The following is a 20368-nucleotide window of genomic DNA, read 5'->3' on the forward strand; positions in this document are numbered from 1 at the left end:
CACGCGACGCCCGGAAAGAGGTCGATCGCGATCCAACCGTTCATCGACAGGGGTCGACCGGGCGACTATGCTGCGGACTCGACCTGAGGCCCGCGATGAGGAGATTGTATCCGATGCCGACCCGCCGTAGCTTCCTTCGTCAGGTGTCCGCCGGAGCTGCCCTGTCATCCGCCCAATTGAGCCTCCCGCGCCGATCCCGAGCCGAGATCGTCCGGGTCGAGGCGCCCGTCCGGGCCGTCACCACCGGCCCGAAGGCGCATTTCTTCGGCTATTACGACAAATGCCCCTGGGACCAGACGGGCCGTTACCTGCTCGGGATGCAGAACGATTATTGCGATCATCAGCCCGCCCCCGGGGATGAGCTGGTCGTCGGCATGATCGACCTCGAGGACAACGACCATTTCATCCCGATCGACCGCACGGCCGCCTGGTCCTGGCAGCAAGGGACCATGCTCCAGTGGCTCGGCTCCGCCCCCGACCGCCAGATCATTTACAACCAGGTCGACGGCGATCGCTACGTCTCGGTCATCCGGGATGTGCACTCGGGGGAATCGCGGACCCTTCCCCGGCCGATCTACGCGGTGGACACCTCGGCCACGACGGCCGTCACCCTCGACTTCGACCGCCTCAACCGGCTACGCCCGGGCTACGGCTACAACGCGATCCCCGAGGCGTATCCCGAGGACCCCGCGCCCGAATCGGCCGGCATCTACGCGATGGATCTGGCGGCCGGGGCGAACCGGCTCATCATCCCGATCGCCTGGGCCGCCTCGAACCAACCCGACGATCGCTTCACGAGCGACGCGCACCACTGGTTCAACCACCTGCAATTCAACCCCTCGGGCTCCTTCTTCATCTTCCTCCACCGGTGGGGGAAACCGGGATCGCGCTGGGGGACCCGGATGTATGTGGCCCGGCCCGATGGATCGGACATTCGCCTGATTCAGGATACCGGCATGGTCTCCCACTTCGACTGGAGAGACGACCGGACCATCCTCGCCTGGAGCGTCTCCGCCGAAGGAGAGAATGCCTTCTATCTCTTCGACATCGAGACCGGGAGCATCGAGCCGATGGGCCAGGATGTCCTGCCCCGAGACGGCCATTGCTCCTATTCGCCCGATCGCCGATGGGTCCTGAACGACACCTATCCCGACTCCGACCGGATGCAGACCCTGATGGTCTACCGGCCCGAGGACAACCTCCGCGTCGAGGTCGGCGCGTTCTACCTGCCCCCTTCGCTCACCGGTCCGGTTCGTTGCGACCTGCACCCGAGATGGAACCGGGATGGGTCGAAGGTCTGCATCGACTCGGCCCACATCGACGAGACGAGGCAACTCTATCTCGTCGACGTCTCAGACGTCACCCGGCCCTGAGGGATCGACCTGCCGGGACACCTCCGGGGCGACCCGCGTCGGCGGATCGCCCCGCTCGGTGAAGACGTCGGATCGGGGCGGGTTCTCCCCATTTTGACCGCGTCAGGCCCCTTCGGGACCACGTCGGCCGGGCCGGCCCGGCCGTTCGGGACGCGCTTGCCGAAGGCGTTCGACCTCCTCGCGGAGCTGCTTCAGCTGCTCGGTCAGCTCGTTGAGCTGACGTTCCAGCTCCGGAGCAATCGGGGCGTCCCTCGACTCCCGGGGCGGATTCGGCAGTCGGGGACGGCCGAATCCGGGGCCGGGACCTGGCCGAATTGCGCCGGTTTCGGGGTCAATCATGACACCCGGGCCGAAGAAACGCATCTCGAAGGGGGGACGGGAGCCCCGCGGTCCTTCCGGCGTCGCGGGAGCGACCGAGACTGTCTCCGGCGTGGCCTCGATCGTCGTCTCCTCGCCGTCTCGGAGGAGCTTCAGGCTAATAGGCTCGCCTCCGGATGCCTGGACGAGCTCCGCGAGTTCGGTCACTCCCGCGATCGGCTCGCCGTCGAGCGAGATCAGCACGTCATTCGGCTTGATCCCTGCCTTCTCGGCGGCGCTCTCGGGGGCGACTTCCATCACGATCACCCCCTGGCCTTCTTCCAGGCCGAGCTGGGCTCGGATGGCATCATCAGGTTCGTTGATCACGATGCCAAGGCGGAAGGCCTCCTCGGTTTGAGGCTCCTCGGGCCTGGCGGGTCCGGCCCGCTCGATCGTGACCGTCTGCTCCTCTCCCCGTCGCATCACGGTGACGGAGAGTTCGTCCCCTTCCGTCGCTTCGAGGGCCTTCTCGACGTCGGCCACCTCGTTGATGGCGGTCTCGCCGATCTTGAGTAGGATGTCGTTCACCTCGATCACGCCCGCTGAGGGGCCGTCTTCCGCGACGACGTCGACGACCATCCCCCCCGACTCGGGCAGGTCGAGGTGCGACCGCAGGACTTCCGGCACGGGCCGAAGCACCAGGCCGAGCCGGGCCATCGCGGGGGAGTCGAACCGGAAGACGTCGACGAAGCGATCGGGACCGGCCTGCTGGTACAGCTCGGCCAGGCGGTCGAGCGGCATCTCGCGGACCTGGCCCGGGAAACGACGCTGCATGGACTGCAGTTGCCGCATCGCCTCGTTCATGCGCTCCATCTGCTCGGGGTCGAGGGGGCGACCCTGGAACCTCCGAAACTGCAACGGCGGTTGCGATTCGTCCCGATCACCCCGGGGCCGTGCTTCGTCCTGTGCCTGGGCCGTGCCCGGGGCGGCGAGGCAAACCCAGAGGCCCAGCGCCAGGGCTGTCGTTGCGGATCTGGATGCGAACATCGTGATTGTTCCTCAATCAAAAGGAAACGAGGGGGCAGGAACGATGGGTCCGACGCCGTCACCGACCGCGATCCGATCCGATCCGATCCGATCCGACCAATTCGGATCGGGATCAGTACGTCATCGGCGCCTTCGATCGGAAAAGGACCTCGTCGACGGGGATCGTCAGGTAACGGCCTTCCTCGTCGATCTGGACGGAGACGAGGCGACGTTGCGACTCGACCTCGTAGCCGAGCTCTTCCCAGCCCTTCCGGAATTCCTCGGGGACGAACGACGGTTGATCGCGGAGCCAGCGGTCGTCAATCCCGGGGCCAGCCAGGACCGGCAACTCGACCACCGGAGCCTCCGGGGCGCCATCCAAGGGCATGCTCAGATATCCGATCGCCTGGATTTCGGCTCCCCACGGGGGGGATTCCGTGCTCGGGGCGATCTCATCGGCCGGCGGATCGCTTCGCTCGGTCGCGTTCCCCGGCCGGGTCGAGTCGGAGAGGACGGCGATCGCCCGCGGTACATCGGTCTCGGTGCCGACGGTCAGGCGTCCGAGCAGGAACGAGGCCCCGATCAGGCCTGCCGCCACGGTCATCGGGACCAGGCGAGATCGGGCCGGCCCTCTCGACCGTTCGTTCGAGTGACCAAGTGGTTGCGCCGGCGAAGCGGTCATGGTCCCCATGGCGTCTCGCCAGGCCTGGGCTTCGAGGAACGCCAGGGCACAGCGTCGCCAGCCGTCCGGCTCGGCGTTGATCCGGGCCAGCAAGGCCCTCCGATCGGCGGCCGTCAGGGAACCGTCGGCCAGTCGGTCGAGGTCCTCGGCCCGGATCGGTTCTGGGGTGTTATGGGCATCCATTGGCGGTCGCATCGTCACCGGGGGAGTCGGTCGGTCGGGGATCAGGAAGGGCACGAGGCGGAGCCTTCGGGGCCAGGAGTCCGCCGCAACGCTGCTGAATCGAGGGGTCTGATGCTGCGGTCGAGCTTCGCCCGGAGGCGAGCCCGGGCGCGGTGCAGGCGGGCCTCCACGGCCGACTCGGAGAGCCCGAGGCGATCGGCGAGCTGTCGACACGACCAGTCCTCGGTGTACTTCAAAAGCAGGAGCTCCCGGTCCCTGGGCGACAGATCGTCGACCGCTCGTCGGATCAGGCCGTCGCGTTCCGAGGCGAGCAGCCAGTCGAGCGGATCGGGTGGCCCGTCGTCCGGGCGGGCCCGACGGGCCTCGGCATAGCGGGCGTTGAGCCTGCGGCGGCGGCCCTGGGCACGCCGGTAGAGCAATGCCTGACGGACCGCCAGGCCATAGAGCCAGGCGCCGATCCGAGCGGGATCCGAGACGGGCGATCGCTGGGCCACGGCCGCAAGCGAGACCTCCTGCAGCACCTCCTCGACCCCTTGCGGCTCTCCCAACCGGGCACGGATGACGGTACGGAGCCACCGACCGTGTTCGGCCAGTACGGCCGACCAGTCGAGCGCCTCCGGCCCGGGAGCCGAACCGATCGTGAGCGAGGAGGATGAGGGTGCAGCCATTCCAGGGAGAATCGTTGCCGCAGCCGCCCGCTCCTTGCGACATTTTTCCCGGGGAGGACGGGTCGGGAACCCTCGTTTTCGTCGCAATCCCTTTGTCGGGAAGGTGTTTCGTGTTGGTCGGCCGCGGGGATCCGGCCGACGCCTCGGAGGGGGAATGGACCGCTCAGGGCGATTCTTCCGTGGCCCTCCAGAGCGCGATGCGACGCAGCGTGACCCGGGCGGCCGTCATCAGGTCATCCCCCTCGGCCTCGAAGTGCTGCGAGACGGCGCGGTCTCCGATCATCGGCACGACGCATCGGAAGATGACCGGCCCGCCGAACTCCCCCTCGACCCAGTAGCGACCGACCCCGAGCTCGACCATCTGATGACGGACCTCGGCCCAGTCGGAGCGCTCCTCGGGTTCGCGCGAACGACTCGCGAGCCGGACGCTCGGGTCATTCGCCGGGGGGCGGTCCTGGCCTGCTCCCGGAGGCAAATCGCGACCCTCGGGTCCGCCCGATCCGAACCGGGCTTCCGACGACGCCGAAGCCCCCGCCGTCGAGACCTGGGGAGGCTCGCCCGCCTCGGCGGCGGGAGGCGGGGTTTGCGAGGGCGCCGAGGCGTCTCCCCGGTCCTCCACCAATCCCCGGTCCGAGAGTTTTCGGCGGGCGAGGTCGAGCAGCGAAGGGGGGGGAGCCGGGAGATCTTTCGGCGTGCTCGACGACACGTCGGGGGCGGCGGCATCCAGCGGGGAAGACTGGGTGGCGATGGTGGGGCCCAACGGGGCCTTGACCGTCGGCGCGGCCTCGGGACTCTGATCGTCGGGAGGGGTAAACTCGCGGCTCGACGTCTCCTCGGCGTGCAGCGACGACGGGGCGAAGGGAGAGGACTCCGCGACGGGGAGCGAAACGCGGGACGAGGGGGGCTGGACCTGGGCATCGATCGTGCCGGCCCGGGGTGAGTCGTTGGGACGCGACTCCTCCTCCGGCGACTCGTCGTCGGGGAGCGGCTCCTCCTGCCCGGTCCATTCGTCCGGCAGATGCTTCGACACCGAGGCGAGGTGTCGACGCCCCCACTCCAGGCCGGGGCCGTTCACCAGCGCACCGCCCGAAAATGCGGCAATAATCAAGACAATGGCGAACAGGCTCTGTCGCACGTCGGCCTCCTTGCCCGACCCCGCCGTGGTCGTTCATCACGGAACACTCGCGGCGGCCGGCGACTCAAGCGTTGGCAAACCCCGTCGAATCCCTTTCCGGGGGATCGCATCAGTAGCAGAATTCGCCGAACCTCGCAAGGTTGCCCGGCTCGTGGCCGGGGAGGCCATCGAGGCACCCGATTCGGGAGATCCAGGCCATGGGTTCCTTCAGAGCCGTCGGAATCGACCGATCGACTCGCACAGGCCGTCGGACGCGATCCTGGTCCCCCTCCCGGGCCTCAGGACGCCCGGGACCGCCCTCCCCGGGGCCCTCCTGCGGGGACGACTCCCGCCGATCGGCCCGATCTGATACGCTGGAGACCATGAGAGGCGCGATGGTCCGTGCCCTGATGCTGCCGATCCGAGTCCTCCTCCGGGCAATCGACTGGATGGGGAGGCTGGCGTCGATGCTGCTGGGGTTCCTGCTCATGGTTGGGGGGGCGGCGCTCCTTGCCGGGCCCTTGATGCTCCTGGGTGTCCCCCTGTTCCTGCTCGGACTGGTCCTGACGCTCCGCGCCCTGGGTTGAACCGAACCGTCTCCCTCACTCGTTCGGGGTCGGGCGAGAGAAGCCGCGCTGTTGCGCGGTCCACAGGCCGGGATCGTGATTAATGGGGCCGATCTACCTCGACCACAACGCCTCCGCCCCGCTCGCCCCCGAGGTCCTTGAGGCGATGCGGCCCCACTGGCTCGCCTCCGGCAATCCGGAGAGCCGACACTCGTTCGGCCGGCAGCCGAGGAGGGCCTACGAGCAGGCTCGCGAGACGATCGCCGGCATCCTGAACGCCGATCCCTCCGAGGTCATTTTCACGTCCGGCGGGACCGAATCGAACAACCTCGCCCTGTTCGGGCTGGCCGATCGCGCCCAACACGGAGAGGCCCGGCATCTGGTGACGAGCCCGATCGAGCACCCCGCCGTCTCCGAGCCGATCCAGCAGCTCGAAGCCCGGGGGATTGCCGTCGATCGGGTCGAGGTCGGGGCCGATGGTCGGGTCGAGGTCGGGGCGATGGCCGACCGGCTGCGGCCGACGACCACGCTGGCCACGCTCATCCTCGCCCAGAACGAAACCGGGGTGATCCAGGACGTCGCCCGCCTGGCCGATCGGGCCGCGGCCTCGGGCGTACCGGTCCATACCGATGCCGTGCAGGCGGTCGGGCGGATCCCGGTCGATTTCCGGGGGCTTGGCGTGGCGACCCTGGCGGCCAGCGCCCACAAGTTCCACGGGCCGGTCGGCGTGGGCGTCCTGCTCGTGCGGTCGGGCGTCTCCCTGCTCCCGAGGGTCTTCGGCGGGGGGCAACAGGCGGGCAGGAGGGCAGGGACACCGGCCGTGGCGCTGGCGGTCGGCATGGCCGAAGCCTTGAGGCTCTGGCAGGGCGACGCGGAGCGTCGTCTTGCCCGCTGGATCGTCCTGCGAGATCGCCTGGAGTCGCTCCTGGTCGCCGGGCTGGGCCGGGATCAAGTCGTCCGGACGGGACCGGAAGGAGCCCGGGACCGCCTCCCTCAGACGCTCCACGTCGGGTTCCCCGGCCTCGATGGCGACGCCTTGCTCATGCAACTGGACCTGGCCGGGGTCGCCGCGTCGCTCGGCTCGGCCTGTGCCAGCGGGTCGTCGCAGGCGTCGCCGGCCTTGCAGGCGATGCGGGTCCCCGACGACCGGTTGCGATCGTCGGTCCGATTCAGCCTGGGAGCGACGACGACCGACGACGAGATCGACGAGGCCGCCCGTCGCGTCATCGACGCGATCCGCCGGATTCGGCCGCCCACGCCATCGGAATAAAATGATTGGGGGAGACGACTTGCGAAGATGCCCGGCCCTCGCCCGATCCTTCGAACTCGGGCCGGGTGGCCCCTCCCGATCAGGTCGGGAGCTTGATCGCAAGGTTTGCCTGGGCCTGGAGTTCATGCACCGCGTTTTCCATCGCCTTCAGGGCCGCGATCGTCTCCCGGGAGACCTCGAGGTGCCCGTCGATCAGCAGCTGGATTTGCTCCTGGAACAGCTTCTGATTCTCGACATTCTGGCTCATCAAGCGGTTGACTTGCTCCTGAAACAATTTTTGCGACGCGACGGCGCGTGCGTTGAAGACATCGGTAATCTGGCCCAGGCTGACCTGGGTACGCTCCTGTTGCTTGAGGAAGAGGATGACGGTCACGATCAGGGCCGCGACACTGCCACCGCCTGGCAGCATCTTCAGCAATTCGACTTCCACGATCGGACTCTCCGGCTTGCGGGTGCAACGCTCGTGTGAGAGTGGTGAACAGTGATCCTCCCTCGGGTCGTATCCTGGGCTCGGTCCGCCGATCCGTTCAATGTCCGAACGGAGCAAATGCCCGCAATCGGGTGCGAACGTGCTCGTCAGCGATCCCCGCAGGCCGATCCGGGCGACAATGACCACGGAATCCACCCCAGCTCGTCGAGCGCGATCGAGATCACGGGAGGGGCTGGATGGGTTTGTCGGCAATCGGCCCTGGCCTTCGGCGAATCGTCCGTCCGGAACGAATGGGGGACGATATCCTCGTCTCCCTTCCATTAAGATCACTTTACCCAGGCACCCTTAGACACTTTTTTCCATTTTCTTTTTCAAACTGAGGTGTGAACGCCTCAAGTCGCCTTTTTAAGGGTGTGAATCGCCGGATTAACCGGAGTCGGACGCGGACGACGAGCCGGGGGCGTTGGCCGATTTCATCAAGGGGTCGGCCGCGAACGGGCTGAGTGCCTCGGCCATTGCCCTGGCCGTCGGCCATCGGTCCGAGGGGTTCTTCTCCAGCGACCGTCGGATGATCCGGTCGAACGCTTCCGGGACGTCTCGCCGGTGGACGCGGAGCGGCACGGCCGGGTGTTCGAGCGTCTTGGTGATGGCGTCGGCGTTCTTCGGGTCGAAGTCGAGGAAGGGGTAACGCCCGCTCACCAGGTAATAGAGCGTCGCGCCGGCGCTGTAGATGTCGGCGGCCCCCTTCACGTCCCGGAACCCCCGGATGTGATCGGGGGAGAGGAACCCCATCGAGCCGCCGAAGTCCCCCTCGATGGTCATGCCGTTGAAGCCGGCCTCATCGCGGAAGTTCTTGGCCAGGCCGAAGTCGGAGAGCTTCACCAGGGGTCGGCGCACCCCCCCCATCACCAGGACGTTCGAGGGCTTGATGTCCCGGTGGACGAACCCGCGCTGATGGGCGTGGTCGAGGGCCAGCAGCAGTTGCTTGCCGATCGAAGCAATGGCCTGGACCGGCGGCGGACCCGGCTGTGCATCGACCCAGTCGCGGGCCCCCTTGCCGTCGACGAACTCCATGAGCAACTGAAACTGCCCCTCGTCCTCGATCGCCTCGAAGAAGGCGACGATGTTGCGGTGCCTCAGGTTCCGCATCACGTTCATTTCCCGGAGGAAATAGGCCCGGATCCGATCGCCTGCGGCGACGAGCGGGATCATCACCTTCAGCGCGACCGGGAGGTTGTCGGCCTCTCGACGGGCGAGGAAGACCTCTCCCATGCCCCCGCCGCCGATGTAGCGCTCGATCCAGTAGCCCTTCGGGGGCTTCGGATACCGCCTGCGGCGATCGGCACAGGCCCGGCAGTACCACTCGACGACCTCGCCCGGCATGGCCGAGATCGTCAGGTCCGGCGGCGCCGGGGTCGCACATCCCCGGCACACGATCGGAAGCACGCCCGAGGACTCGATCACGACCTGGAAGGCGCTGTTGCCGGCGGCGATCGTGTCGCCGTCCTGCAGCCGCGTGCATTCGACCCGGACACCGTTGACCCGGATGCCGTTGGTGCTGCCCAGGTCGCGCACCAGGCAGAGCGGCGGGTTGACTTCCACCAGGAAGTGGTGCCGCGAGAGGAACGGATCCTCGGGCATCGAGCACTGGGCGTCGGAGGCTCGACCCACCGAGAAGGCCGCGTGCCGATCGAACCGGAACGTTTGCCCTTCGTGCGGCCCGGTGGAGACTCGCAGTTCCACTTTCATCAGGGTCAAGGCTCCGATGCCGGGCCGATCGAGAGGCCCCCCGATGAGGCTGACCTTGCCCGACTCCGGGGCGAGTTCTCGGGCGGCGTGCCGGTCTTCGAGCGATCGATCCGACTGCTCCTCGTCGCCGGGGCGGCGTGCCCGCTCCACTCGGGAAGGAGTTTGGGGGTCGAGGCCCCGGAGGTGGCCTCAGTGCCCGTGATGGGCCTGGGCCAACTCCTTGAGCCGTCGAAGATCCAGCTTCCCGGAACCGAGCACCGGGATCTCATCGATGGGGTAGAAGTCCTCCGCCGAGGGAATCCAGAGCTTCGGGAGCGGGCCGGCCTGCAGCTTCCGGACGAGTTCCTTCGGATCGAGGGTCATCTGGGGCGTATGCAGCACGATCAGGCGTTCGCCACGCTTGGGGTCGGAGACCGAGGAGACGGCGGCCACGGTCTCAACATTCCCGGACAGTTCCTGGATGGCCGATTCGACCGCGCCGTGGGGGACCATCTCGCCGGCGACCTTCGAGAACCGGCTGAGCCGATCGGTGATGATGATGAACCCGTCATCGTCCACCCGGCCCAGGTCTCCTGTCCAGTACCAACCGTCCTCCAGGACCTCCGCGGTCGCCTTCGGATTGTCCAGGTAACCGGGCATGACCTGCGGCCCCTTGACGCAGATGATCCCGACGGTCCCCCGGGGGAGATCCTCTTTGGTCTGCGGATCCACGGTCTTGATGATCGTCCCCGGGATCGGTTGCCCGACCGTCCCCGGCCGATTGCCGGCGACCGGCTGCCCGGTCGGGGACCTGTGCTGCAGCGGGGTGTTGACCGAGACCACCGGCCCGGTCTCGGTGCAGCCGTACCCTTCGAGCGGCTCGATCCCCCAGAGATCCTGGATTTGCTGGGCCAGCTCGGGTTTGAGCTTCTCGGCGCCGAGGACCAGCAGCCGGACCGTGCCGAAGTCCTCTCGCTTGCACCGCTTCAGGTAGCTCCGGACGAAGGTCGGGGTGGCCAGGATGACCGTCGCCTTGTGCTCCCGGGTCAGCTTGGCGACGACCTGGGCATCGAGCGGGTTCGGGTGGTAAACCGCCTTGAGCCCCAGGCACGCGACCGTCCAGAGCGGGACCGTGTAGCCGAACGAGTGGAAGAAGGGCAGGATCCCCAGCACCACATCCTCGGGGACCAGGTCGATCTGCGTCCGGATCTGCTCGGCGTTGGACAGGATATTCCGGTGCGTCAGGACCACCCCCTTGGGCTGGCCCGTCGAGCCGGACGTGAAGATGATGGTCGCCGGGTCGTCGAGATTCTCGTCGCGGAGGCCCGGGAGGAGGCTTCCCATCGCGGAGGTCGGTGCCAGCAGGGCCACGGCGGCGGCCCAGGCCTTGTCGCCCGGCCGGACGAGCTTGGCCACGTCCTCCAGCACGATCACCTCGCCCTTCGGCATCAGAGGGATGCGGTCGAGCATCCGCTTCGAGGACAGGACGTGCGTGATCTTCGCCTGGTCGATCGCCGAATCGACCGATTCCTGGCTGGCCGTGTAATTCAGGTTCACGGGGACCCGGCCCCGGAGCGTCAGGGCGAGGTTGGTGACGGCCCCCGCGCAGGTCGGCGGCAGTAGGACCCCCACGTTCTTCGCCGGGCCGATCACCCGATCCAGGACCCGCCCCAGGGCCAGGGCCTTGATGAGGGCCTGCCGATAGGTCAGTGATGCTCCCGTGCTATCAACGAAGGCCTCGGCCCCGCGCCGAGTCCTCGCCGAGGCGACGAACGCCCGCCCCAGCGAACTCCAGCTCGCCGGCAAACCCGGGAGCGGGACGAGGGGCGCGGGATCACTCGCGGCACCGGCGGGGCGCGTGGCGGTTTGCACACTCATCTCGAACACTCCCGACCTCAGGAGGGGCGACGCGAGGGGATGAATCAACGGGAAAACGCCCCCGCGACGTCGCTTATGACCATACGGGATCGGCTCGTCCCAAGCAATGGAGACCCCCTTCCGATCCGGATCCGGGACCGCGATCGGGCCCCGGCTGCGGGGCGTCGCGCCCGCTCGTGATCGTTCCCTTCGATTCGATCCTCCCGGCGTGCCATCCCGCCCGATCCCGCGCCCCGGAAGGTCGCTCGCATTCCCCGCAAGGCTGAAATAATCGAGGCACCTCGCGCCTCAATACCTGCAACGAATGCCAGATGAGGGCCGTCGATGGAGGGACCACCGGAACCGGGGCGATCGGCGAGGCCCCGCGATCTTACCCCCGATCCCGACCGCCTCGACTCCGCGTACGTCGCCCGGCTCTTCGACGCGCACGGCCCAGCGGTCTACCGAGTGCTCCTCGCAATGCTCCGAGACCCCCATCAGGCCCACGACGCGTTCCAGGCCACGTTCCTGAAGGCCATCGAGCGGGGGCATACCGCCTCGGCCGAGACCTTCCGCGGCTGGTTGTTCCGGGTCGCCACCCGGGAGGCGATCGCCCTCCGACGCGATTCCCGGCGCAGACGACGCCACGAACAGGGAATCGCCTGGCTCAGGCACGCCCCGGACGCCACCCCGACCGCCCGGGAAGACCCCCTCGTCCGCGACGAGCAGATCGAGGCGGTCCGGGCGGCCCTGGCCGAGCTCCCCCCGCTGGATCAGGCCATCATCCGGGCCAGGATGTTCGGGGACAGGACCTTCGCCCAGATCGCCGAGGAGCAGCACCTCCCGCTCGGGACGGTCCTGACCCGCATGAGACGGGCCTTGAAGCGGCTCTCCCGTCGTCTCCAGGAGGAGGATGAGGCATGACGACCCTGCTCGACGATCCCGATGACATCTCCTGGCTCGCCTATTGTTACGTCGCCGGAGAGCTTGACGAGGCCGCGCAAGGCGCGTTCGAAGCCCGGCTCCTCGACGACCCGGAGGCCTGCCTCGCCGTCGCCCAGGCGGTGGAGCTGATCGGGGCCTGCCTCCGGCTCGACTCAACCCCGCAGGCCGACCGTCCGGACCGGGCGTTCCCGCGCAAGCGGCCGGCGATCGCCCTGACGTCCCTCGTCGCGGCGGCGGCAATCCTTCTCGCGGCGGTCTCGATCCCCCGGAATCCGCCCCCGGCCGATGGCGAGGGTGCCGGGCGGGCCTCCGTCTCCCTGGAGCTTGCCTGGTCCAGCCTCCGGCGCGACGCCCGGCTCCCACTTCTCGATGCCGAGAGCGACGCAGGATGGGACGACCTCGGACGGGCCGAGGACGACGATCCTGCGAGGCTCGACCCCGAGGGCGAGCTGCCCCTCGACCCACCCCGATGGCTGCTGGTCGCGGTCGATCATGACGCCAATCCGGGCGATCCGACGTCCCGATCCCCGGGGAATTGAAGCGATGAGACGAATGCCGATCCTGCTCCTCGCCCCCTCGATCCTGCTCCTCGCCGCCGTGCTCCCGGCCCAGGACGCGGCGCCGGCACGTCCGAAATCGGTCGATTCTCCGGGGACGACCCCGGATCCCGAACAGGAGCGGCTCGCCTTCGAATTCGTCCGAGAGCATCACGCGGAACTGGCCGAGTTGCTCGTCTCGCTCCGCGGGAGGGACCCCCGCGAGTACGCCGCCGCCATCCGGGAACTCGGCCGGGCCCGAGAAAATCTCGATCGCCTCCGACGGCGCGATCCGAACCGTGCCCCTCTGGTGTTAGAGACCTGGAAGGCGGGTTCTCGGGTCCAACTGCTCACGGCCCGGCTCGTCAGCGATCCCGGGTCGAGGCGAGACGCCGAGCTTCGCCGGGCCCTGACCGATCAACTGGCCGCGCAGCTTGCCCTGCAGAAATACGACCGTGCCCAGCTCCAGGCCCGGATCGATCAGCTCGACCAGGCCATTCGCAGGCAGGAGGAACGGGCCGACACCGTGATCGACGCCCGGCTCAGGGCGGTCCAGAAGAAGGCGCGACGCGTGCGACGACAGGCCGAGGCCGAGACGCAGGCCCCCCCGGCCTCCTCCCCGCCCCGTACTCAAGGAGATTCAATGTGAGGATCCGACCCCTTGCCAGCATCCTGGCGGTCCTGACCGCGATGTCCGGCGTCTCGGCCCATGGCCTGGCCTCAGACGCGCTGCCTCCTCTCTCGGCGCGGTTTGCCGAGGAGGGAGGCGTCGAGATCCCCGACTTCCAGCGGCATGTCTTGCCGCTTCTGAGCCGCCTGGGCTGCAACGGACGATCCTGCCACGGCTCCTTCCAGGGGCAGGGGGGCTTCCGTCTCTCCCTGTTCGGCTACGACTTCGCCGCGGATCATGCCGCCCTGCTCGCCGACGACGAGGGCCGAGTGGACGTCGAGGCTCCCGAGCTGAGCCTGATCCTCGAAAAGCCGACGCTCATCCAGCCCCACAAGGGGGGCCAGATCCTCGAAGGCGACACCTGGCAGTACCGAGTGATCAGGCGTTGGATCGAATCCGGGGCCGGTCCCGCCGCGCAGGAGGCGAGCTTCGATCGGCTCGAAGTCCTCCCCCGCGAGGTCGTCTTCCGGGCCGACGGCCAGTCGGTCCCGCTCCGGGCGATGGCCTACTGGTCCGACGGGACGATCGAGGACGTCACCTGCCTGACCCGCTTCCAGACCAACGACGAGTCGATCGCGACGGTCGATCCCGACGGCCGGGTCGCCAGCGTCGGCCCCGGCGACACCGACATCGTCGCCTTCTACGACAACGGCGTCGTCACCGCTCAGGTCATCCGCCCCGTCTCCGACCGGACGGGAGACGCCTACCCCGAGCTGCCGGCGCCGACCGAGATCGACCGCCTGATCGCCGCCAAGCTCGAGAAGCTCGGCATCATCCCCTCGGACGTCTGCTCGGATGAGGAATTCCTCCGCCGCGTGAGCCTCGACCTGACCGGGTCGCTCCCCACCCCCGACGAGGTCCGTGCCTTCGTGGCCGACCCCGGGCCGGACAAGCGGTCGCGGAAGGTCGACGAACTGCTCGAACGCCCGACTTACGCCGCCTGGTGGGCGAATTTCCTCTGCGACATCACCGGGGCCTCTCCCCGGAATCTCAACGGCTCGACGCTGCCGAACGAGATGGCCCGCCAATGGTACGACTGGATTTATCGGCGCGTCTCCGAGAATGCACCCTACGATGAGCTGATCGCCGGCATCGTCCTCGGCACCAGCCGGGCTCCGGACCAGTCGTACCTCGGCTACATGAAGGAGATGGCCGGATACTTCCGGGGCGACGACCCCGAATCCTTCGCCGATCGCGCCACCATGCCCCACTTCTGGGCGCGTCGCAACCTCCGCCAGCCGGAGGAGAAGGCGCTGGCCTTCAGTTACGCCTTCCTGGGGGTCCGCCTCGATTGCGCCCAGTGCCACAAGCACCCGTTCGACCAGTGGACCCAGGACGATTTCAATCAGTTCACCGCCTTCTTCCAGCCCATCGCGTACGGGGTCAATCCCGCCGTGCGCCCCCAGGTGCGCGAACTCGATCGGGAGATCGGCGTCGCAGAGCTGCCGGTCGGCCAGCGACGACGGGCCTATGCGAGACGCCTGCGCAGCGGCGAGATCGCCCCGATCGAGGAGGTCTACATCAATCGCAACCGGATGCGGGCGGCCTCCGGCGGTTCCTCCTCCCGATCCCGTCGCGGAGGCCGAGTGGTCACCCCTCGCGTCCTCGGCGGCGACGAGGTCAGCCTCGCGAACGTCGCCGACCCTCGCGAGCCGCTGCTGGAATGGCTCCGGAGCGACGACAACCCGTATTTCGCCCAGGCCTTTGTCAATCGGGTCTGGGCCAATGCCTTCGGCGTCGGGATCATCAACCCCCCCGACGACATGAACCTGGCCAACCCCCCGAGCAACCCCGCCCTGCTCGACCACCTGACCCGGGGGTTCATCGCCAGCGACTTCGACATGAAGTGGCTCCATCGCGAGATCACTGGCAGCCTCGCCTACCAGCGCAGCTGGCGACCGAACGAGACCAACCGGCTCGACGGGCGCAACTTCAGCCGGGCGATCGTCCGACGACTGCCCGCCGAGGCCCTGCTCGACGCGGTCCGGCAGGTCACGGCCGCCCCCAACCAGCTCGAATCGTTCGCCAGGACGGCCGACCTCCGATCGTTCGGGCCGGCGCAGGGGATCGGCGCCCCTCGTCGCGACGCGAGCTACGCCGAAGGGGTGTTCGGCCGATCGCCCCGCGAGACGAACTGCGATTGCAGCAAGTCGACCGAGCCGAACCTCCTGCAGTCGATCTATCTCCAGAACGACCAGGAGCTTCACGCCGCGCTCGATCGTCGCGGCGGCTGGGTCCGGCGGGTGGCCCAGTCGCCGGACGCCCCGCCCCCCACCAACGACCTGATCGCCGACGCCTTCCTCCGGGCGTTGGGACGCGCCCCCAGCCCTTCGGAATCCGAGGCGTCGCGCCAGTATTTCGAGACCTCGGGGTCCCCCGATCAAGGCCTGCGCGGACTCCTCTGGGCCTTGCTCAACACCAAGGAATTCCTGACCAATCACTGAGCCCGGCTCCCCGGGAAGGAGCACCGGCCGGCCCCCGCCGCCTCGGGACGACCCCCGAAACGGTCCGATCGATCCGGGAGGCCGCTGCCGGTGCTCGCGTCCCTCCCATCTCATTCGACGCGGAAGACGTATTCTCGACCAAGGAGACTCCTGATGGCCACGAGCCGGACGTGCGACGGTGTCCGTCGCCGCGATTTCCTCAAGATTGGCGTGCTGGGAGGGGCCGGGCTGACCCTCTCCTCCTACCTGAGGCTGGCCGAGGCGGGCGCGGTCCGGGCCGGTCGGGCCACCGCGGCCATCCATGTCCATCTCGGGGGCGGGCCCTCGCATCTCGATACGTTCGACCCCAAGCCCGAGGCCCCCGACGGGATTCGGGGCGAATTCGCCGCCATCCCGACGTCCATCCCGGGCGTCTCGATCGGTGAACACCTGCCGAGGCTGGCGCAATGCGCCGACCACTACACGATCCTCCGAGGCGTCAGCCACTCCATCGCCGCGCACGACCTGGGGACGAAGTACCTCAACACCGGGAATCGTCCCCTGCCGTCCCTCGACTATCCCGGCTATGGGGCGGTGGTGAGCAGGGAACTGGCCTCGCCTCGCGACATCCCGCCGTTCGTCGCCATCCCGAACACGCCGCAGGTGGCCGGGTATCTCGGCGTCGAGTACGCCCCGTTCAGCACCCAGACGGCCCCCCGCGCCGGCCAGCCGTTCAACGTGCGCGGCATCTCCCTCGGCAAGGGACTGACGATCGAGGAACTCGGCCGCCGCCGCGAACTCCTCCGGCAGATCGACCGGACCTTCGCCGGATTCGAGTCGAGCGGCCTGATCCAGGGCCTCGACGCCTTCTCCCAGCGGGCCTACGACATCATCAGCTCGACCCGATCGCGCGAGGCGTTCGACATCAGCCGGGAGTCGCGATCGGTCACGCGCCTCTTCGGCCGCGATCCCTTCTCGCAGAGCTGCCTGCTCGCCTCGCGATTGGTCGAATCGGGAGTCCGGTTCGTCGCCCTCTCGCACGGCGGCTGGGACACGCACCAGGACAATTTCAACCGCCTGAAGACGCGCAACCTCCCCGAACTCGACGCCGGCCTGTCCGGCCTGTTCCTGGCGCTGGCGCAGAAGGGGTTGCTCGAATCCACGGTGGTCATGGTGTCCGGGGAGTTCGGCCGCACGCCGAAGGTCAACGCCCGAGGCGGCCGCGACCACTTCCCCCGCGCCATGTTCGTGGTCATGGGGGGCGGAGGGATCGCCGGCGGCCGGGTCGTCGGTGCCAGCGACGCGACCGGCTCCGGGCCGGCCTCCGGCCCCGGCTTCGCCCCCGACGACGTCGCGGCGACCCTCTATTCGTGCCTCGGCATCGATCCCCAGGCCGAGTACCACACCCCCACCGGCCGCCCCGTCGCCATCACCCGCAACGGCTCGCCCATCGCCGAGGCTTTCGCCTGATCGAATCGGCTCGCCGCATTCGATCGAGGGCGGAGGAAAAGGCCCTCGGGACCGTCCATCCCGAGGGCTTATTCGACCGATCGCTCGGAGCCGACCCCGGTCGTGCCCGGCTCAGGACGGCCCCTGGGAGAACGTCAGCAGTTGCACCAACGCCCCCACCCCCTGGAGGGCCGTGATGGCTGCCAGGGTGAGCACGAATGACGATTTCCGGCGCTTGTGGCGGAGCCAACCCACTCCGATCCAGGCCCCGACCGTCCCGCCGATCGCCGCCAGCCCGAGCAGGAAAATCTCCGGCACGCGCCGACCGTGCCGCACCGCCCGGTGTTTGTCCCAGGCCCAGACCACCAGCGTCGCGCCATTGACGAGGACCAGCCAGCCCACCGGCCAGGGCACTCCGGCCATCGCCAGGCCGATCGTCCCCGCGACGAGCAGGCCGAGCACCCCCCAGGCCGAGGTCAGCAAGGGCAACAACCCGAGCGAGCCCGGGATGACCCGGACGGCCCTCGGGCCCCGGTCGCCCGGCTCGACCCGGAACCGGACGTGCTGGCCCGCCCGGAGCCGCCGGCTCCCGATGATCGCCGAGACGTGCACGAACACGTCCTCGTCCACATCCGCCGTCCGGATGAACCCGAAGCCACGATCGCGGTCGAACGAGACGACGACCCCCTGAGACTCCCGCGTCATTCCCGTCCCTCCTCGCGACGCTCGGGAGCACCAGGACCCCCGATCAGCGCCGGGCGTTCCGTCCCGTCGCGGAACCGGGTCAACCGGGCCATCTCGTCCCAGATCCCCGCGAGGATCTCGGCGGCCGACCCGGGCGATCGCCCCGCCTCGGCGACCCGCCGACTCAGGTCGGATCGGAGCGACCGGAGCCGCGAGCGATCCATCCGGCCCGTGCCGACCACCTCCGCCAGCATGGCCTCGGTCTCGGCAACGGCCTGCCGCCACTCGGTTGGGTCGATCCCGGGCGGTTCCAGATCCGCGAGGCCGGCGACGACCGAAGCCACCTCGGTCTTGCCGATCGCGATCCGCTCCTCGACGCCCGATCGCCAGAGCGAGAACAGCACATACAGCGCCCCCCAGAGCAGCAGCAGGCCGATCACCCCGGCCCCGACGAACCGCCTGCCCGACACCCCGGGGCCCCCGATGGCCGAGGAGGCACTGTCCCGCTCGTGCACGAGGAGCCGAAGGGCATCCGGTCGATCGTCAGGTGGTCGCTGCGTCATCGCGATCGCCGTCCCTGGGATGAGGAGTGCGAAGTCCGGGGTCCTCCCGATGATTGTAGGTTCCCCGGCCCGCTCCCGGCGATTGATCACTCCGGGGCCCCGGATTTCCGGGTCCGCTGAAGCACCCGCTGCAGGTCGGCCCGGCCTGCCGGGACCAGGGCATACCCCGCCACGAAGGCCAGGCCGGCGACCCCCAGATGCGCCGCGAAGGGGATCAGGCGCGTCACCGGATCATCGCTGTTCGGCTCGGCCGAGAATCCGAAGCCGTGCAGGGCCAGGCTCGTCGCGACCATGACCGCCGATCCCACGGAAGGGGCCAGCAGGGTGCGCCTGAGGTAGACCATCGGACGCACCTCCAGCACCCGGAAGGCGTAGATCAACGGCACCAGGAGGTTCGAGAACAAGGTGGTCAGCACCGTCCCCCAGATCACCCCCGCGACGCCCAGATGCAGCGTCAGCACGTAACTGACCGGCAGGTTGACCACCGCCCCCAAGATCGCCGCCACGGCCACCACGGCCAGCTTCCCCAACCCCGTGCAGACCTGCACATGCACCGCGACCAGCAACGGAATCGCGGCGACCAGGAAGAGCCTCATCAGGAACGTCAGCTCCGGAATCTCGCCCGGGAACTGGGCGCCGATCCAGAGTTCCAGGAACGGGCCGGCGTACAGGAAGGCCATCAATCCGATGGCCAGCACGAACGCCGAGTGCAACCGGGCGCCGTCGTACGTCACCCGGTCCAGCCCCTCCTGGTCCCCCGCGGCCGCCAGGCTGGCCACGGCGGGCATCACGAAGTAGGCCAGCGTCCACCCGATCTGCCTCAGTTGCAGGAACGGGCTGCTGACGGCAGTGTAGGCCGCGACCGCCTTGGCCGGCGCCTCCAGCACGAAGCCGAGGATCGTCGTGTCGATCTTGTCCGCCAGCACCACGCTCAACTGAATCAGGAACATGAACACGCTGAGCTGGGCCAGCCCTTTGAAATCCCTCAAACCGACCCGGACGAACCTCGGCCGGTAGTCCACCTCGCGCCGGATGACCCAGAGCGCCGGGCCGAAGCTCAGGGCGATCGAGACGACCGTCTGCGCGATGACGATCGCCAGCAACCCCGCCCCGATCGCAATGCCGCCGATCAGGACCACGAACCGCAGAGCGACGATCAGGAACTCATAACGCGGCAGCACCTCGTACCGTCGCGCCGCCTGCAGGATGCTGGAGACGACCACCCCCATGCCGTAGCTCGGCGAGGTCAGGATCTGGATCCAGAGCAGCTTGACGATCAGGTTGGTGTCGCTGGCGCCGAACTTCGAGTAGGGCATCACCCCGTAGGCGATGACCAGCAGGACCAGCGACTGCACCAGGGCGATGGCCGCGTAGAAGATCGTCCCGCAGGTGATCGCCCGGTCGACCCCGGCCCGGTCCCCCCGCGTCCAGCGGTCGGACACCTCGCGCTGCAGGGCCGAACTCATCCCGAGTTCGAGCAGCAACTGGAAGAAGCCCAGCCCCCAGGCAAACCGATAGGCGCCGAAATCCCCCTGGCCGAACGCCCCGATCATCAGGGGGACGCTCCAGAAGGCCGTGAGCGCCTGCAAGGGGGTCCGCAGCGCGAGCCAGAACGTGCCGCTGAGCAGCTTCCCCAGGATCGGCGGCAACGGCCGGGCCGTGGCGTCCGGCTCGGCGGAGGAGGGGGGGGGAGTCGGCGGTGGCGGGGTCACCGGCTTCAACGTGGTCGAGCTCACGGGAATCCTTCCCCGCCGATCGAGACATCCTGGTTCTATTCTCGAAAACGCCGGAGCTGGCGTGTTGTCCCGACATCTTAGCCGCGAGCCGGGGACGAGGATAGGGCAGTTCCTCCCCGACGTCGCGATCAGGAGCCGCCACCCCGTCCCAGACCCTGGCTTCTCACC

General features: G+C 68.5%; 18 protein-coding genes. 8 read left to right on the forward strand and 10 right to left on the reverse strand.

What is annotated here, in order from left to right; genetic code table 11:
* Positions 1-113: 113 nt before the first annotated feature.
* Positions 114-1373, forward strand: coding sequence for a hypothetical protein (locus tag AB1L88_RS02395; protein WP_367095022.1), 1260 nt, complete (start codon positions 114-116; stop codon positions 1371-1373).
* A gap of 102 nt (positions 1374-1475) precedes the next feature.
* Here the strand turns inward: AB1L88_RS02395 and AB1L88_RS02400 are convergent, their stop codons facing one another.
* The 4 genes from AB1L88_RS02400 to AB1L88_RS02415 all read right to left on the reverse strand — a co-directional run bounded on the left by AB1L88_RS02400 (position 1476) and on the right by AB1L88_RS02415 (position 5364).
* Entirely contained in the window at positions 1476-2717 is a 1242-nt protein-coding gene (locus AB1L88_RS02400) for a PDZ domain-containing protein (RefSeq protein ID WP_367095023.1), read from the reverse strand.
* A gap of 112 nt (positions 2718-2829) precedes the next feature.
* Positions 2830-3561, reverse strand: coding sequence for a hypothetical protein (locus AB1L88_RS02405; protein ID WP_367095024.1), 732 nt, complete (start codon positions 3559-3561; stop codon positions 2830-2832).
* Positions 3562-3602: 41 nt separating this feature from the next.
* Positions 3603-4229: a sigma-70 family RNA polymerase sigma factor gene (locus AB1L88_RS02410; protein WP_367095025.1), complete on the reverse strand. Its 627-nt coding sequence runs from the start codon at positions 4227-4229 to the stop codon at positions 3603-3605.
* Positions 4230-4392: 163 nt separating this feature from the next.
* On the reverse strand, positions 4393-5364 hold the full coding sequence (locus AB1L88_RS02415) for a hypothetical protein (protein ID WP_367095026.1): 972 nt from the start codon (positions 5362-5364) through the stop codon (positions 4393-4395).
* Positions 5365-5738: 374 nt separating this feature from the next.
* On the opposite strand from AB1L88_RS02415, the gene AB1L88_RS02420 reads away from it, so the two are divergent.
* A complete protein-coding gene (locus AB1L88_RS02420) occupies positions 5739-5930 on the forward strand; it encodes a hypothetical protein (protein ID WP_367095027.1) in 192 nt (63 codons plus the stop codon).
* A gap of 82 nt (positions 5931-6012) precedes the next feature.
* On the forward strand, positions 6013-7179 hold the full coding sequence (locus AB1L88_RS02425) for a cysteine desulfurase family protein (RefSeq protein ID WP_367095028.1): 1167 nt from the start codon (positions 6013-6015) through the stop codon (positions 7177-7179).
* A gap of 79 nt (positions 7180-7258) precedes the next feature.
* On the opposite strand, the gene AB1L88_RS02430 is transcribed toward AB1L88_RS02425, so the two are convergent.
* The 3 genes from AB1L88_RS02430 to AB1L88_RS02440 all read right to left on the reverse strand — a co-directional run bounded on the left by AB1L88_RS02430 (position 7259) and on the right by AB1L88_RS02440 (position 11215).
* Positions 7259-7609, reverse strand: coding sequence for a hypothetical protein (locus AB1L88_RS02430; RefSeq protein WP_367095029.1), 351 nt, complete (start codon positions 7607-7609; stop codon positions 7259-7261).
* A gap of 426 nt (positions 7610-8035) precedes the next feature.
* Positions 8036-9358: an FHA domain-containing serine/threonine-protein kinase gene (locus AB1L88_RS02435; RefSeq protein ID WP_367095030.1), complete on the reverse strand. Its 1323-nt coding sequence runs from the start codon at positions 9356-9358 to the stop codon at positions 8036-8038.
* Between the two features lie 189 nt (positions 9359-9547).
* Positions 9548-11215 (reverse strand): AMP-binding protein, encoded by a 1668-nt coding sequence (locus AB1L88_RS02440; protein ID WP_367095031.1) that lies wholly within the window; start codon positions 11213-11215, stop codon positions 9548-9550.
* A gap of 324 nt (positions 11216-11539) precedes the next feature.
* On the opposite strand from AB1L88_RS02440, the gene AB1L88_RS02445 reads away from it, so the two are divergent.
* The 5 genes from AB1L88_RS02445 to AB1L88_RS02465 all read left to right on the forward strand — a co-directional run bounded on the left by AB1L88_RS02445 (position 11540) and on the right by AB1L88_RS02465 (position 17238).
* Positions 11540-12118, forward strand: coding sequence for a sigma-70 family RNA polymerase sigma factor (locus tag AB1L88_RS02445; RefSeq protein ID WP_367095032.1), 579 nt, complete (start codon positions 11540-11542; stop codon positions 12116-12118).
* Complete coding sequence (locus AB1L88_RS02450; protein WP_367095033.1) at positions 12115-12678, forward strand: hypothetical protein; 564 nt, start codon at positions 12115-12117, stop codon at positions 12676-12678. The genes AB1L88_RS02445 and AB1L88_RS02450 overlap by 4 nt, the downstream gene beginning before the upstream one ends.
* 4 nt (positions 12679-12682) lie before the next feature.
* A complete protein-coding gene (locus AB1L88_RS02455) occupies positions 12683-13324 on the forward strand; it encodes a hypothetical protein (RefSeq protein ID WP_367095034.1) in 642 nt (213 codons plus the stop codon).
* The gene (locus AB1L88_RS02460) at positions 13321-15789 is read left to right on the forward strand and encodes a DUF1549 domain-containing protein (RefSeq protein ID WP_367095035.1); all 2469 of its coding nucleotides are present in this window, start codon (positions 13321-13323) and stop codon (positions 15787-15789) included. The genes AB1L88_RS02455 and AB1L88_RS02460 overlap by 4 nt, the downstream gene beginning before the upstream one ends.
* Before the next feature lie 153 nt (positions 15790-15942).
* Complete coding sequence (locus AB1L88_RS02465; RefSeq protein ID WP_367095036.1) at positions 15943-17238, forward strand: DUF1501 domain-containing protein; 1296 nt, start codon at positions 15943-15945, stop codon at positions 17236-17238.
* Positions 17239-17349: 111 nt separating this feature from the next.
* On the opposite strand, the gene AB1L88_RS02470 is transcribed toward AB1L88_RS02465, so the two are convergent.
* From AB1L88_RS02470 to AB1L88_RS02480, 3 genes are all read right to left on the reverse strand, one after another.
* Entirely contained in the window at positions 17350-17922 is a 573-nt protein-coding gene (locus AB1L88_RS02470) for a cold shock and DUF1294 domain-containing protein (protein ID WP_367095037.1), read from the reverse strand.
* On the reverse strand, positions 17919-18464 hold the full coding sequence (locus tag AB1L88_RS02475; protein WP_367095038.1) for a hypothetical protein: 546 nt from the start codon (positions 18462-18464) through the stop codon (positions 17919-17921). The genes AB1L88_RS02470 and AB1L88_RS02475 overlap by 4 nt, the downstream gene beginning before the upstream one ends.
* A gap of 86 nt (positions 18465-18550) precedes the next feature.
* On the reverse strand, positions 18551-20200 hold the full coding sequence (locus tag AB1L88_RS02480; protein WP_367095039.1) for an oligosaccharide flippase family protein: 1650 nt from the start codon (positions 20198-20200) through the stop codon (positions 18551-18553).
* Positions 20201-20368: the final 168 nt, after the last annotated feature.

It is taken from the genome of Tautonia sp. JC769, from assembly GCF_040717455.1.
GTDB lineage: Bacteria > Planctomycetota > Planctomycetia > Isosphaerales > Isosphaeraceae > Tautonia.